Annotated in this window: 16 protein-coding genes; 5 read left to right on the top strand and 11 right to left on the bottom strand. The window is 32.4% G+C overall.

Translation table 11 applies throughout. The features are described from left to right. Positions 1-2: 2 nt before the first annotated feature. The 10 genes from CVIC12175_RS04220 to rpe form a co-directional block, all read right to left on the bottom strand. On the bottom strand, positions 3-1,124 hold the full coding sequence (locus tag CVIC12175_RS04220; protein WP_086315881.1) for a 2-oxoglutarate synthase subunit alpha: 1,122 nt from the start codon (positions 1,122-1,124) through the stop codon (positions 3-5). A gap of 9 nt (positions 1,125-1,133) precedes the next feature. Further along, on the bottom strand, positions 1,134-1,439 hold the full coding sequence (locus CVIC12175_RS04225; RefSeq protein ID WP_086246427.1) for a 4Fe-4S binding protein: 306 nt from the start codon (positions 1,437-1,439) through the stop codon (positions 1,134-1,136). A 208-nt stretch (positions 1,440-1,647) separates the two neighbouring features. Then, positions 1,648-2,532, bottom strand: coding sequence for a lactate/malate family dehydrogenase (locus CVIC12175_RS04230; RefSeq protein ID WP_086256644.1), 885 nt, complete (start codon positions 2,530-2,532; stop codon positions 1,648-1,650). A 2-nt stretch (positions 2,533-2,534) separates the two neighbouring features. After that, positions 2,535-4,727: an NADP-dependent isocitrate dehydrogenase gene (locus tag CVIC12175_RS04235; RefSeq protein WP_086256643.1), complete on the bottom strand. Its 2,193-nt coding sequence runs from the start codon at positions 4,725-4,727 to the stop codon at positions 2,535-2,537. Positions 4,728-4,825: 98 nt separating this feature from the next. Further along, a complete protein-coding gene (locus tag CVIC12175_RS04240; RefSeq protein WP_086256642.1) occupies positions 4,826-5,311 on the bottom strand; it encodes a SixA phosphatase family protein in 486 nt (161 codons plus the stop codon). Beyond that, on the bottom strand, positions 5,308-6,096 hold the full coding sequence (locus CVIC12175_RS04245) for a ferritin-like domain-containing protein (protein WP_086256641.1): 789 nt from the start codon (positions 6,094-6,096) through the stop codon (positions 5,308-5,310). The genes CVIC12175_RS04240 and CVIC12175_RS04245 overlap by 4 nt, the downstream gene beginning before the upstream one ends. Continuing rightward, complete coding sequence (locus tag CVIC12175_RS04250; protein WP_086256160.1) at positions 6,093-6,617, bottom strand: rhomboid family intramembrane serine protease; 525 nt, start codon at positions 6,615-6,617, stop codon at positions 6,093-6,095. The genes CVIC12175_RS04245 and CVIC12175_RS04250 overlap by 4 nt, the downstream gene beginning before the upstream one ends. A gap of 13 nt (positions 6,618-6,630) precedes the next feature. After that, positions 6,631-7,281 (bottom strand): NlpC/P60 family protein, encoded by a 651-nt coding sequence (locus tag CVIC12175_RS04255; protein ID WP_086256159.1) that lies wholly within the window; start codon positions 7,279-7,281, stop codon positions 6,631-6,633. A gap of 1 nt (position 7,282) precedes the next feature. Further along, the gene (locus tag CVIC12175_RS04260) at positions 7,283-8,080 is read right to left on the bottom strand and encodes a 3'-5' exonuclease (RefSeq protein WP_086256158.1); all 798 of its coding nucleotides are present in this window, start codon (positions 8,078-8,080) and stop codon (positions 7,283-7,285) included. A gap of 14 nt (positions 8,081-8,094) precedes the next feature. Beyond that, positions 8,095-8,736 carry a ribulose-phosphate 3-epimerase gene (rpe, locus tag CVIC12175_RS04265; protein WP_086256640.1) on the bottom strand — a complete coding sequence of 214 codons (642 nt, stop codon included), beginning with the start codon at positions 8,734-8,736 and terminating at the stop codon, positions 8,095-8,097. Between the two features lie 124 nt (positions 8,737-8,860). Here rpe and rseP point away from each other — a divergent pair, with 124 nt between their 5' ends. Then, a complete protein-coding gene (gene rseP / locus CVIC12175_RS04270) occupies positions 8,861-9,967 on the top strand; it encodes an RIP metalloprotease RseP (protein WP_086256639.1) in 1,107 nt (368 codons plus the stop codon). Continuing rightward, positions 9,968-10,588, top strand: a complete 621-nt coding sequence (locus CVIC12175_RS04275) for a YggS family pyridoxal phosphate-dependent enzyme (protein WP_086256155.1) — start codon at positions 9,968-9,970, stop codon at positions 10,586-10,588. It abuts the gene before it with no gap. Positions 10,589-10,604: 16 nt separating this feature from the next. Here CVIC12175_RS04275 and CVIC12175_RS04280 read toward each other — a convergent pair whose 3' ends face one another. Then, on the bottom strand, positions 10,605-13,178 hold the full coding sequence (locus CVIC12175_RS04280) for an ATP-dependent Clp protease ATP-binding subunit (RefSeq protein ID WP_086256638.1): 2,574 nt from the start codon (positions 13,176-13,178) through the stop codon (positions 10,605-10,607). 214 nt (positions 13,179-13,392) lie between these two features. Between CVIC12175_RS04280 and CVIC12175_RS04285 the strand changes: the two genes are divergently transcribed. Genes CVIC12175_RS04285 through purS form a run of 3 tightly spaced genes read left to right on the top strand, consistent with a single transcriptional unit; the run spans position 13,393 to position 15,597 of the window. Continuing rightward, positions 13,393-14,622 carry a S41 family peptidase gene (locus tag CVIC12175_RS04285; RefSeq protein WP_236861103.1) on the top strand — a complete coding sequence of 410 codons (1,230 nt, stop codon included), beginning with the start codon at positions 13,393-13,395 and terminating at the stop codon, positions 14,620-14,622. Positions 14,623-14,632: 10 nt separating this feature from the next. After that, positions 14,633-15,346, top strand: coding sequence for a phosphoribosylaminoimidazolesuccinocarboxamide synthase (gene purC / locus CVIC12175_RS04290; RefSeq protein ID WP_086256153.1), 714 nt, complete (start codon positions 14,633-14,635; stop codon positions 15,344-15,346). Between the two features lie 20 nt (positions 15,347-15,366). Then, positions 15,367-15,597 carry a phosphoribosylformylglycinamidine synthase subunit PurS gene (gene purS, locus CVIC12175_RS04295; RefSeq protein WP_086246413.1) on the top strand — a complete coding sequence of 77 codons (231 nt, stop codon included), beginning with the start codon at positions 15,367-15,369 and terminating at the stop codon, positions 15,595-15,597. The last annotated feature ends 1 nt before the right edge of the window (position 15,598 follow it).

Here is a 15,598-nt window from a genome sequence, read left to right on the forward strand (position 1 = left end):
AATTAAAACTCCTTGACTTTACTAATAATTTCGCTTGGGCTAATTGGTCTGCCGTTTGCTTTTAATAGTGTTTTAAAATCATCTCTTAAAGAGCATCTTTGTATCTCGCCTAGATATTGACCCATATTCAGCTCAGTTACTAGAATATTTTTAAATTTAGCACAAATTTCTTTAATTTTTGCCTCTGGACTTGGCCATAATGTAATAGGTCTAAATATACCAGCTTTAATTCCTTCAGATCTTAATTTATCAACTGCTTCTTTAGCTGCTAGGCTTACACTGCCATAACAGATTATACATACATCAGCATCTTCTAGTTTATACTCTTCAAATTTGATAACTTCATCTAAGTGAGCATGGATTTTATTAAATAGTCTTTTAATATTATAATCTACAATCTTACCATCTTCAGTTGGGAAACCTGTAGGACCATGGTGAAGACCAGTAATATGATAGCGATAACCTTTAAAGAATGGATTTAGAGTTGCTGGTTCATCCTCTTTAGCTTCATATGGATTATACTCAGCTGGATCACCTGTAAACTCGCGTCTTGGTTCAATAACTAAATCGCTTACTTTTGGAATAACTGCTTTACCTTGCATATGACCAATAGTCTCATCAAGTAGTAAAAATACTGGTGTGCTAAATCTATTTGCTAGATTAAATGCTCTTACAGTTTCAGTATAAATTTCATCTAAATTTCCTGGAGCCACTGCGATAGAACAAAAATCACCATGACTTGGGCTTTTAGCTTGTAATACATCGCCTTGAGCTACACGAGTTGGCAGACCAGTAGATGGACCACCACGCATTACATTTGCAATAACTAGTGGAATCTCAGCAATAAATCCAAGACCGATCTGTTCAGCCTTTAGTGATATACCAGGTCCAGAGCTTGCAGTCATAGCTTTTGCTCCACTCATACTAGCACCAAGAGCTACTGAAATACCAGCAATCTCATCTTCCATTTGTATAAAATTTCCACCATTTTTTGGTAGCATTACGCTTAATTCATGCGCTATTTCACTTGATGGTGTAATAGGATAACCACCAAAAAAATTACAGCCACACTCAATAGCTGCTTTTGCTGCTAAAGCATTTCCTGTTGTTATTAATTCTCTCATTTAATATCCTTAATTGACTTTCCTAAAATGATTTGCCTTAATTGCGGCTGCTCTCTCTTTTGCTTCAGGGCTAAGTTTTGCAAATTTAAACCCTTTTTCAGCTACATAAATAGCAAAATCAGGACAGTGAAGCTCACAATCCCTACAGCCAATACATGCCTCAGGATGACTAACTTCAATCATCATTCCTTGAATAGCATGGATATCTTCTTTCATATTCAAAACACCAGCAGGGCAATAGCTCACACAAATATCGCAAGCTTTACACCTACTCTCATCGACCCAAACAGCTGTATTAAGCGGTTGTTCTATCATTACTATCTCCTATTAAATTTAAGTCTAACTTAAATAAAATTTCAAGCTACAATTGTAGCGACTAAACTACTTGTAAATCAAGCAGATAAATATCAATTTTGCTAAATGCAAAATTACAACTAAAACTTTTTTTGCAACTTTATCTTAAAAAAGTTAATAAAATAGATAAATAAAAAAACTAAAATTATAACTTTAGCTAAAGTTAAAATTAGAACCCATTTAAATTAAGATTATTTATATTAATTATAAATTCATCTATACTTTTATCTAAAATTTCTCTATCTTTTTGCTCTAAATTTAACTCCAATAACTCTTTTACGCCATTTTTATCAAGTTTTACTAATCGGCTAAATGCTACTAAATTATCATCTAAAACTGAACAGCTAAGTGGCTTTGAATTGCCATATATTAACGCTTGGCAAATATTTATAACTCCAGCAGCTGGTGCGTAAAATGCAGATGTATTCATCAATTTTACTATTAAAGCTCCGCCATTTATAGTTTGAGATTTAATATTTTCAAACTCATTACTATTTAAATTCTCGCTACTTAAACATATCATACTATCATTATGCATACCTATTACGCAAGATTTTGAGTCTTTCATATCTTTGCCTAGATAATTTTGTAAAGAGAATTTAAGCCTAGCACTATCTAGCTCGCCAGCCATTCCTATAATCTTGCTTTTATTAAATCCACTTGACTTATAAGCCACATATACCATTATATCAAGTGGATTTGTTACTACTATTATAGTTGAATTGGGAGCAAATTTAGCTATTTTTTTTGATGCATCAACTACTATATTAGCATTTATTTTAGCAAGTTCAGATCTGCTTTGACCATCTTTTCTGGCTACTCCAGCAGTGATTATAACTATATCAAAATTTTCTAAAAGTTTATAATCATCTCCACCTACTACTTTAGCACTTTGTGATAGAGCAATAGCCATTTGCGATAGATCAATTGCTTTGGCTTTAGCTAAATTTGAATTGATATCAATTAATGCAATATTATCGCACATCTGTTTAGAAAGTAGCAAGCTAGCTATGCTAGCTCCTACATTTCCAGCACCTATTATTGCAATTTTCACAACTATTTCTTAAGAGATTGATTATAAATTGCACTTGGTCTCATTACAGCTGAGACTTTAGCATCATCAAAAATATAATATCCACCAACATCTACACTATTGCCTTGAGAACCATTTAACTCATCTGTAATTATAGATTTATTCTCATTTAAAGCTGCTGCTATACCGCTAAATTTAGCAGATAATTCACTTTTTGCTAACTCATCAGCCCAGTATAATGCTAAATAGAAGTGGCTACCACGGTTATCATTTTCACCTACATTTTTGCGTGGCGAGTTGTCATTTTTAAGATAACTTACAATTGCTTTATCTAGTGTATCAGCTAATACTGCAGCTTCTTTTTTACCGCTTACATTTGCTAAATGCTCTAAACTCGCACCAAGCGCTAAAAACTCACCTAAGCTATCCCAGCGAAGATGGTTTTCTTCTATTAATTGTTGAGCAATTTTAGGAGCGCTACCGCCAGCACCAGTCTCAAATAATCCGCCACCGTTTAATAAAGGAACAATTGATAGCATTTTTGCACTTGTTCCAAGTTCTAATATTGGGAATAAATCTGTTAAATAATCTCTTAATACATTGCCAGTTACACTAATTGCATCTTTGCCAGTTCTAATTATAGAGATTGATTTTTTAATCGCTTCTGTTGGTGCTGCAATACTAATATCTAGACCATTTAAATCATAATTTTTAAGCTCTGAATTTACTATTTCAATCATACTAGCATCGTGAGCTCTAGCACTATCAAGCCAGAATATTGCAGTTGATTTTGTAGCGTTTGCTCTATTAATTGCTAGTTTAATCCAATCTTTAATAGCTTCGCTTTTTGCTTGCATTGCTCTAAATATATCACCAGCTTCAACTTCAAATTCCATTTTTTGACCAGCGTTACTACTAACTGTAAATTTACCAGCTTCACTAGCTATAAATGTCTTATCATGACTACCATACTCTTCAGCTTTTTTAGCCATTAAACCTACATTTGAAACGCTACCAATAGTCGCTGGATTTAGTGCGCCATTTGCTTTTAGATCATCTATAGTAGCTTCATATATAGTAGCATATGTACGATCAGGAATAACTGCTAAAGTATCAGCTGTTTTGCCATTTTTATCCCACATTTTACCACTATTTCTAATCATAGCAGGCATAGAAGCATCGATAATTACATCGCTTGGCACATGTAAATTTGTGATACCTTTATCGCTATCAACCATTGCTAAGTCTGGGTTTTTATCTAAAATTTCATTATATTTTGCTATAATTTTATCTTTTATAGGTAGGTTTTCTATTTTAGCAAATAGATCTTTTAAGCCATTATTTGCTACTACTCCAGCTGCATTTAACTCACTACCAAACTCTTCAAAAATCTCTGCAAAAAATACCTTCACAAAGTGACCAAACATAACTGGATCGCTCACTTTCATCATTGTAGCTTTTAGATGTACTGAGTATAATAGTGACTCATTTTTAGCATCTTGTATTGTTTTAGCAATGAATTTATCTAGTTTTGCAGCACTCATAAATGTAGCACTAACTACATCACCACTAGCAGCTTTTATGCTATCTTTTAGTACTTTTGTATTGCCATTTTTATCAGTAAATTCAATTTTGAACTCACTTGAATCTTTTACTATTACTGATTTTTCATTACCATAAAAGTCGCCACTATCCATATAAGCAACTCTTGTTTTAATAGTGCTATCCCATGCGCCATTTTTATGCGGGAATTCTTTTGCATAAGCTTTAACAGCTCCAGCGCATCTTCTATCGCTATTACCCTCTCTTAAAACTGGATTTACCGCACTTCCTAATACTTTAGCATATCTTGCTTTTATATCAGCCTCTTTTTCATTAGCTGGATTTTCTGGATAGTTTGGTACATCAAAACCTTTTGATTGTAGCTCAGCAATAGCTGCATTTAATTGTGGAAGCGAAGCTGAGATATTTGGAAGTTTGATGATATTTGCTGTTTTTTCTTTAGTCATTTCACCTAAGATTTCTAGGTAGTTTGGAACTTTTTGATCATCTTTTAGATTCTCAGGAAAGTTTGCTAAAATTCTACCAGCTAATGAGATATCCATAGTATCAATGCTAATTCCAGCACGACCTAAAAATTCCTTAATAACTGGTAAAAGTGAAAATGTAGCCAATGCTGGCGCCTCGTCTGTGTAAGTGTAGATTATATCTGCCATTTATTTCCTTTATTTAAAATTTTGCTTATTTTATCAATTTTTAACTAAATTAAACCATTAAACTATATATAAATTTTATATTTTATCTAAATTTAAGTTTATTCAAGCTTTTTTGGATAGTCAAAGAGTAAAACTTTGCCAGTTCTAGCCTCTATTTCTTTAAATTCCATCACATCAAACTCAATCCCAAAAACTCCTGCAGTTGGAATATTGCCAATATGGCTATCGCTTAAAAGCTCGCAAATTTGTGTTAAAGTATCATTATGACCTACGATAAAAACAGTATCTACGGTACTATCAATCTGCTTAATAATATCTAAATACTCTTTAATACTTGCTTCATAAAGTGATTTTTCAAATTTAATATCTTTATTAAATTTAAGATTTTTTGCAAATATTTTGGCTGTTTTTGCGGTGCGGTTTGCTGGTGAGGATATGATAATATCTGGAGTGATATTTCTATTTTTTAATCTTTTTGACATCAGCTTTGCGGCCTCTTTACCTTTACTATTAAGCTCTCTAATAAAATCACTATCAGCTATTTTCTTGGCTTTTGCATGTCGAATAAAATATATAGTTTTCATACTATCTCCTGAAATTTTTGTATTTTATCAATCTCATCTTGAGTAAATCCAGCTAATAATCTATGTTCTATATCTAATGCTCTTTTGGCTTCAAAGGCTTTTGGATAAAATTTTCTTATTATATCTATCCATGAGTTTGGGTCTATATTTTTTATATTGCAAGCAAATTTAAACCACTTATCACCTTTGCTTACATGCTCTATCTCTTCTTTATGAATAATTTTTAAAATATCTAAAATGCCATCTTTATCGCCATTTGCATTTAATTTTTGCATCATAAAAAGGTTGGCATCAAGACCATTAGCCTCCATATATCTAGGTAGTACAGCCATACGATTTACTAAAGAATCTGAAGTTATAACTAGTGCAACAAATAATCCATTATGCACAGGATAATCACCATATGTAACTCCAATAGACTTCATTTTTTGACATATCATATTAAAGTGGCGTATCTCATCTTTAGCCACTTCAAGCCAATCTAAATAGTACTCCATTGGTAAATTTCTAAATCTATAACACGCATCTAAGGCAATATCAATAGCACTATATTCAATATGAGCAATAGAGTGTAAAAATGCTTGAGTGCTATGCTTTTGCTTTAACTCTTTTAGAGATTTTACATCGCAAAATTTAGCATAACTAGGGGTTGAAAGTGGTAAAATATGACTATCATAATCCATCTTGCAATCATAAAAATTATCCCAAATTTGGTTGAATTTAGCAAATTTCTGCTCTAAATCATAACAGTTTAAACACTCCCAAATTTCATCAAAAAATCTCATCTTAATACCTTAAAAAATCCAGCTAAATACCCAATACCAAACCCTATTAAATGCGCATACCACGCTACATTAACCCCCATTAAAAGTGGTGCAAAACTCACTATTAATATAACAATTACAAGTCCTTTGCGATTATATCTATCTATATAAGCTAAAAATCCAAGCAATACAGATATAGCTCCACTAGCCCCAACTAAATTAATTCTTTCAAAAGCTAAATATCCAATACTCAAAAATCCAGTAATCAAACCACCAACTATATATAAAATTCCAAATTTAACCCATCCTAGATATCTTTCTAAAATTGAACCAAATTGATAAAGCACAACCATATTCATAACAATATGCATAAATGAACCATGGATAAACATTGAAGTAATAATCTGCCAATAAGCCCCAGCAAAAAATAGCTCATTAAGCCCAAATAAAATTCCAAATTCAAATGAGTTATAAACAAAATATTGCAAAAAATATATTATAAAATTTATCGCAATTATCGCTAGAGTAAATCTTAAATTCACCTTATAATCCTATCTATTTTACTGATATATCCCTATTAATCTTGCCAAATCCAGAAAATCTATTTGAGACTAAACAGCTTGCACTTTTGCAATTTGCTATTATATATGCGTTTATTTTTTTACCATCTACTTTGTGATTATCTTTATAGGTTAAATTCATTACACTTAAGATATTCTTGCCTTTGAGATTATGCAAAAATACGATTGTTCCATCATCTTTAATACTTTTTACTATACCTATATGAGTTATATTGTGAGTTTTTTTACCTCTTGTAGATTTTGTAGTGTTATTAAAAAATATTAAATCTCCAGGAGTAGCACTATGATAATTTAACCAATCTTTGCTCTTATATAGATTATAAATAGCCTGAGAGCGACGACCATCTTTACCATAATAAAAGCTTAAATTATTAAGAGAGTATATATCGCTATTTTTATTATTTATAGTAGCAATTAAAGCTGAGCAATCTATAGCTCTTTTACCAACATATTTGCTTAAATTTAGTGTATATTCATATCTTTTAAGATAATTTTTATACAATTCTTGATTGTCTATTTTGATTGAATTTTTTATATCACTATTTTGAACACTTTGAGTATTTATGGTTTTTAAACTACATCCACTAAATACAAAAGTCAAAATTATAAAAATAGCTAATCTCATATTAAACTCTTAAATCTGCTTGTTCGCTCATCTTTGGAACCTTTAGAGTTTTTGCTGTTTTACTAAATAGTATAAGATCTTCTACGCTTTGAACATGCCATGGCAGACGCTTTATACACTCTTTAAATATCTCGCAAGCTGCAATAGCATCATTTAAGGCTCTATGATGGGTATTATCAATGCCAAAAATCTGCTTTAACGCACCCAAGCCGTACCTTTGTGATTCTATAGTTCTTCTAGCTAGATCGATAGTGCATATTTTTCTATTTAAGAGCATTCCAAAACCAAGCCTTGCAAGACTAATGCTAATAAACTCATAATCAAATTTAACATTATGCGCTACAAAGACTGAATCACTCAAAAATAGTCTAAAACTCTCAAGTGCATTTGCTAGCCTTGGAGCGCCAATTAAATCAAACTGATAAATTCCTGTTAATTCGCTAATATTTTGTGGAATCTCATTAGCCCAAACTAAAGTCTCAAATCTACCAATCTCCTTGCCGCCTTGAATTTTTACTGCACCAATTTCAATAATCTGGCCGCTATTTATCCCACCACTTGTCTCAATATCAACGATACAAAAAACCTGCTCGTTAAAATCCCTAAATCTTGTTGGCATCATTATTTTGCCATTTTGCGCTCGCTCTAGCTCAAGACCTAAAAGTCTCCAATCAGCTAAATTTTTTGGCTCTATAATATCAGTTAGCTCCCCTATATCATTAGCCTTTTGCAAAAAATCGTGATAATTTAAGCTGCTTTTTGCTAGTAAATTTATAAAATCATCCAATTTATCTTTCAAATTTGCTCTTTTAATTAAATTTTTAATGCTTTGATAGCTTGAGCATAATCATTGCTACCAAATACAAAGCTTCCAGCCACTACTATATCAACTCCAGCAGCATCTAAATCAGATACATTTAGCCCATTTACTCCGCCATCTACCTCGATCATACATTTAGCATTTCGTGCTTCTATTAACTCTCTTAATTGTATCGCTTTTGGTAGTACCGATTGGATAAATTTTTGCCCGCCAAATCCAGGATTTACGCTCATTAAAAGAACCATATCAACCTCATTTATAATATACTCCAAAGAGCTTACTGGAATGTGTGGATTTAACACTATGGCTGGACTTACTCCATTTTTACGAATATGGTCAATTAATCTTAATGGGTGTTTTTCTTCTTCAATATGAAAGCTAATAAATTTAGGCTTTAATGGCAAAAATAGATCAACAAAAAATGGGACATTTTCTACCATTAAATGAATATCAAGTGGCTTTGTAGATGCCTTAGCTACAGCCTCAACAACTAAAGGGCCAATTGTCAAATTCGGCACAAAATGGCCATCCATTACATCTACATGAATCAGGTCAGCCCCAGCATCACAGACATCTCTTACTTCCTTAGCTAATGAGCCAAAATCGGCCGATAAAATACTTGGAGCTACATACATTTTCTACCTTAAAAAATTTATTTAAAAGGATTATTCTACTCAAATTTTAATAAAATTACCTTTAGAATTATAGCTTATTGTATATTTTTTGTTATACTTGCGCAATTTTTTATAAGGATAAAATTTGAGAAGTTTGATATTTGTCTTAGTGCTTTTAGTTGCTAGCTTTTGGTACTGGGGAGTGCATTTTGGTGTAACTATACTAGCTTTATCATTTTTAATATTTTTTCATGAGCTTGGTCACTTCTTAGCTGCTAAATATTTTGGTGTATTTGTAAAAACCTTTAGCATAGGATTTGGAGAAAAAATTTATAGCAAAAAATTTGGCAATACAACCTACTGCATAAGCGCTATTCCACTTGGTGGATATGTACAGCTAAAAGGTCAAGATGATACAGACCCACGCCATAAAAATTATGATAGCGATAGCTACAATACTCTAAGTCCATTTAAGCGAATTATTATTCTTTTTGCTGGGCCTTTTTTTAATATCTTATTAGCATTTATTTTATATATGATAATTGGATTTATAGGCGTAGAGAGATTAGCTCCAGTTGTTGGTACCACCTTACCAGATTCGGCTGCACTAAATGCTCAAATTCAAAAAAATGATAAAATCCTAGCTATAGATGGAGTTAAAATACAAGAGTGGAATGAGATCAAAAAATATGTAACGACAAAACCTACTAATCTATTAATATTGCGTGATGGAAAAGAGATTAGTATAACTCTAACACCAAAAATTGGCCAGAGTAAAAATATCTTTGGTGAGACTGTGCAGACTCCACTTATTGGTATAACTCCAAACGGAGAGACTACAACTATATATAATAATGGTTTTGATAGCCTTAAATTTGCCTATAATGAGACTTTAGAAGCTTCAAAACTCATATATAAAGGATTAGAAAAGCTAATTACTGGCGTAGTACCAATCCAAGAGATGGGCGGAATAGTAGCAATGGCTGATATTACTACTAAAGCTAGTCAAATTAGCCTATCTGTGCTTTTAGTAATTGTAGCACTGATATCTGTAAATTTGGGAATTTTAAATCTTCTTCCACTACCAGTACTTGATGGCGGACATATAATATTTAATATTTATGAGATGATATTTAAAAGACCAGTAAATGAGCGTATATTTGTAGGACTTAGCTATGCTTCTATGGCTTTGCTATTTACTTTAATGGCATTTACTATCATCAATGATATAACTAGATTAGCAGGAGAATAGATGAGTTTAGATAATATTTTAAAAGATATTAATAATAGAGCAAGACTAATTGCTGTAAGCAAAAATGTAACCCAAAATGAGGTAATAGCACTATATAATCAAGGCTTAAGAGAATTTGGTGAAAATAGAGTCCAAGAGTTAAAAAGAAAGAGTGAAATTCTATCAAATTTAGATATCAAATGGCACTTTATAGGTCGCTTACAAAGTAATAAAATAAATCAGCTTATATCACTTCGCCCTACTTTATGGCAAAGTTGCGAAAGCTTAGAGATGGCACTTGAGGTAGATAAAAGATTAAATTATAAACTAGATACGCTACTTCAAATAAACTCAGCCAATGAAGAATCCAAGCAAGGCGTAGATCCAAAAGATGCTATAAATATATACAAAGAGATTCAAAATAGATGCAAAAACTTAAATTTAATCGGCGTGATGAGTATTGGCGCTCATAGTGATGATGTAGATGAGATCAAAAAAAGCTTTGAGATTACTAAAGAGATATTTGACTCTTTAAAACCCCATGGAGCTACAATCTGCTCAATGGGGATGAGTGGAGATTTTAAACTAGCTATTGAGTGTGGATCAAATATGATAAGGCTTGGCACAATCTTATATAGCTAAGCTTTTTAAGGGCTTATTAGCCCTTATTTATTACAATCTCATCATTTATAGCATCTATGGTTATGTTATCTCCACTTGCTATCTCATCTTTTAAGATCATATCTGCTATTTTATCTTCTACTAGCCCATACAATGCTCTGCGTAAAGGTCTAGCACCATATACTACATCAAATCCAGCTTGCGAGATTAATTTTATAGCATTTTGGCTTAAATTTGCTCTTATTCCACGCCCAAGCAATGTAGCCTCAAGCTCTTTAAACATTATACCGACAATCGCACCTAACTCATCTTGACCTAGTGGATTAAAGATTATCGTATCATCTAATCTATTTAAAAACTCAGGTTTAAAATACTCTTTTAAAGCTAAATTTATCGCATCTTCTCGCTCTTTACCACTTAAATCCATAATAGCTGATGAGCCAATATTGCTTGTTAGGATTATTATTGTATTTTTAAAATCAACAGTAACGCCTTTACTATCAGTTGCTCTACCATCATCTAATATTCCAAGCAAGATATTAAATACATCTTTATGAGCCTTTTCTACTTCATCAAATAAAATTACACTATATGGCTTTCTTCTTACTGCTTCAGTAAGTTGTCCACCCTCTTCAAACCCAACATACCCAGGAGGAGCACCAAGAAGTCTGCTAACAGCGTGTTTTTCCATATATTCACTCATATCAAATCTTATCATAGCTTTTTCATCATCAAATAAGAACTTCGCCAATGCCTTAGCACTCTCAGTTTTACCTACTCCAGTAGGCCCAAGGAATAAAAAGCTGCCAATTGGACGATTTTGACTACTTAGACCAGCTTTATTTCGCTTAATTGCTCTAGCTAGAGCGTGCAGCGCTTCATCTTGACCAATTACGCTTTGTTTTAAATGGTTTTCTATATTTAAATATCTCTCTTTTTCATTTGATAACATTTTGCCAGCTGGTATACCAGTCCATTTACTCAAAATTCCAGCTACCATATCTTCATCTACTTCATTGCGTAATAACACTCCATCTTTTTTCATCTCATTCCATTTAAGCTCTAGATCTGCGATACTCTTTTGGGCTTGAGGAATTTGGCTATATCTAAGCTCTGCAACCTTTTCAAATTCGCCCTTTCTTTGATACTCATCAGCTTGCATAGATAAAGAATCAATTAATTTTTTACTTTGACTAATTGAGTCAAATACATCTTTTTCATTTTTAAATTTCATCTCTAAAGAGCTTTTTTTCTCATTTAAATTTGCTAGTTCTTTTTCTATTTGAGTTAGACGCTCGCTATTTTTATCCTCGCCCTCCATCTTTAGAGCCTCTTTTTCTACTATTAAGGTCTCTATCTCTCTTTTGGCTTTAGCTAATTCAAATGGCTCACTCTCAATTTGCATTTTTAATTCTGCAGCTGCTTCATCTATTAAATCAATTGCTTTATCTGGCAAGAATCTACCGCTTATATATCTATGGCTTAGTTTTGTAGCCGCTACTAAAGCACTATCAGTAATAGTTACATTGTGATGCACCTCTAGTCTATCTTTTATTCCACGCAAAATTTGAAGTGCTTCATTTACGCTTGGTTCTGCTACATTTACTGGCTGAAATCTTCTTTGAAGTGCAGCATCTTTTTCAAAATACTTTCTATATTCTTTTAGCGTAGTAGCACCTACGGTATGTAGCTCTCCACGAGCTAAGGCTGGCTTTAAGATATTAGCTGCATCCATAGAACCTTCACTAGCACCAGCACCTACTATGGTGTGAATTTCATCTATAAATAATATAATATTTCCAGCTTTTTTCACTTCATCAATTATCGCTTTTAGCCTATCTTCAAACTCGCCTCTATATTTTGCTCCAGCAATTAAAGCACTCATATCAAGAGCGATTACTCTTTTATTTGCTAATGTTGTAGGGACTGATTTTTTGACTATTAACTGAGCTAAACCCTCTACAATTGCGGTCTTACCAACGCCTGGCTCACCTAGTAAGATAGGATTATTTTTAGTCTTTCTAATTAGAATTTGCATCATTCTAGTTATCTCTTCATCTCTACCTATTACAGGATCTAGCTCTCCACTAGATGCTTTTTTAGTTAAATCAATTCCAAATTTACTTAAAGAATCTAGATTTTCATCAGCAGTTTGAGTATCTATACTCTTTCCACCACGCATTGCCTCTAGCTCTTTTTTAATCTCGAGCAGATCGATATATTTAGATAAAATTCCTTTAATTGGCTCAATATCTAAATTTGCAATTATCCAGCTATCAACTGCTATAAATTTATCCCCAAAACTAATCATCAAAGCCCTAGCACGCTCAAAACTATCTACTAGTTCATTTGAGATTTTGATATTGTTTTTTGATACATTTGAGCTTTGAGGTAGATTATTAGCACTACTTTTTATATCCAATACTAAGGCCTCTTTGCTTACATTTACCTTATTTAAAATTTGATTTAAAATAGAGTTGCTATCAGCACTAAGCGCCCAAAGCATATGCAAAGGCACTACTTGAGGATTTTTATTTCCAATAGCCAAAGATATAGCACTATCTATTAAATCCTGACTCATTGAGGTAAGCTCATCAAATATATTTGCCATATTTTTCTCCTTAAACTTTATATGAGTGGCATTATATAACTTTAGTCTATATTTGTCAAGGTTGAGTAAATTTATGATTGTTATTAAGCCAAATTCAATCGATTATTTTTACTTTAAATTAATATATTTTTGGGTAAAATTATTGATTTTAATTTTTTGGAGTTATATGTTGAAAAGTAGTAAAATTTTACAACTATCTGGTTTTGTAAGTGTGATGGCTGCTAGTGCTATTGCTCTAAATGCTCAAACCTCCCAAGATAGTAGAATAGAAGCCCTATCAAAGCTAACCAAAACAATAGCCGTAGTAGAAAAATACTATGTAGATGATATAAATTTTACCCAAATTGTAGATAAAACTATATCTGGACTCTTAACAAACTTAGATGCTCATTCTGGATATTTAGATGAAAAAGCATTTAAGGATATGCAAATTCAAACTAAAGGTGAATTTGGAGGCCTTGGAATAACTGTAGGAATAAAAGATGGAGCTTTAACTGTAATTGCACCAATAGATGATACTCCAGCTTATAAAGCCGGGGTGAAATCTGGCGATGTAATTTTAAGAATAGATGGCGAATCTACCATAAATACCACAATTGATGAAGCTGTAAATAAGATGCGTGGCAAACCAAATACACCTGTGCAAATAACTATCGTAAGACAAGGTGAAAAAAAGCCATTTGATCTAAATATAATAAGAGATATAATCACCGTAGAATCAGTCCAAGCTAAGATGATAGAAGACGAGAATATTCTATATCTAAGAGTTACAAATTTTGACCAACATGTAACTAAAAAAGCTAGAGAATTTATCAAAAAATATCCAAAAGCAAAAGGCATTATCCTAGATCTTAGAAACAATCCAGGTGGTTTATTAAATCAAGCTGTAGGCCTTACTAATTTATTTGTTCAAAGTGGAGTAATCGTATCTCAAAAAGGTAGAGATAAAAATGAAGATGAAATTCACACTGCCCAAAAAGGCAACTTTATAACCAACGCTCCGCTAGCAGTTTTAATAAATGGCGGAAGTGCTAGTGCTAGCGAAATAGTTAGCGGTGCCTTACAAGATCTAAAAAGAGCTGTAGTAATTGGCGAGAATAGCTTTGGCAAAGGAAGCGTTCAAGTCATTATGCCAGTTGATAAAAAAGAAGCTCTAAGGCTAACAGTAGCAAGATATTATCTCCCAAGTGGTAGAACTATTCAAGCTGTAGGCGTAACTCCAGATATTGTCGTATATCCTGGTAAAGTACCAAATAATGAAAACGAATTTAATATAAAAGAAGCCGATCTAAAACAGCACTTAGAGAGTGAATTAGATAAGATTAAGCCAACAAATAAGAAAAAAGATAAAGATGATAAAAACACAATAACACAAAAGCAAATTTATGATGATATTCAGCTTAAAACTGCAGTAGATTCCATAAAAATATTAAATATAAAATAAGGAGAAAAAGATGGAAAAATCAGAACTACTTTACGAAGGTAAAGGTAAAAAAATGTGGTCTGTAAAAGGCAATGACGAATTACTAATAGCTGAGTTTAAAGATGATTTGACAGCATTTAACGCTGAAAAAAAAGGTAATGAAGCAGGAAAAGGTGCGTTAAATAATAAAATTTCAACTGCACTTTTTAAACTCCTACAAGAAAATGGCATAGAAACTGCACTAATAGAAAGCATTACAGAAACTGAACAACTAGTCAAAAAATGCTCAATCATTCCACTAGAAGTAGTAGTAAGAAATATAGCTACAGGTAGCTTAAGCAAAAGACTAGGCATAAAAGAAGCTACAGTATTGCCATTTACTTTAGTTGAATTTTATTACAAAGATGATGCACTAGGCGATCCGCTAATTAATGATGAACACGCAATATTATTAAATACTGTAAAAAGCGAACAAGATTTAACAAAACTTCGCCATCTTGGCAGACAAATTAACTCTATACTTGCTCCATTTTTTGCTTCAAAAGGGTTAAAACTTGTTGATTTTAAAGTTGAATTTGGTATTGATAAAGATGGAAACATCTTATTAGCTGATGAGATTAGTCCTGATAGCTGTAGATTTTGGGATGCAAATACTGGCGAAAAAATGGATAAAGATAGATTTCGTCAAGATTTAGGCAATGTAAAAGTCGCTTACGAAGAAGTCTTACGCAGAATATTATCATAATTAAATTTAAAGGATAAATGATGAAAGTAATTGTAAATGTATATCTAAAAAATGGCGTATTAGACCCAGCCGGTAAAGCTACTAAACACGCTTTAGAAAGTCTTGGTTTCAATGGCGTAGATGATGTAAGAATTGGCAAACAGATTATCTTAGACCTAAGTGATAACACTACTGATGAGCAGATTAAAAATATGTGCGAAGAGCTACTAGCAAATACAGTAATAGAAGATTATGAGATAGTAAAAGGCTAAA

It is taken from the genome of Campylobacter vicugnae (genome assembly GCF_002139875.1).
Taxonomy (GTDB): Bacteria; Campylobacterota; Campylobacteria; order Campylobacterales; family Campylobacteraceae; genus Campylobacter; species Campylobacter vicugnae.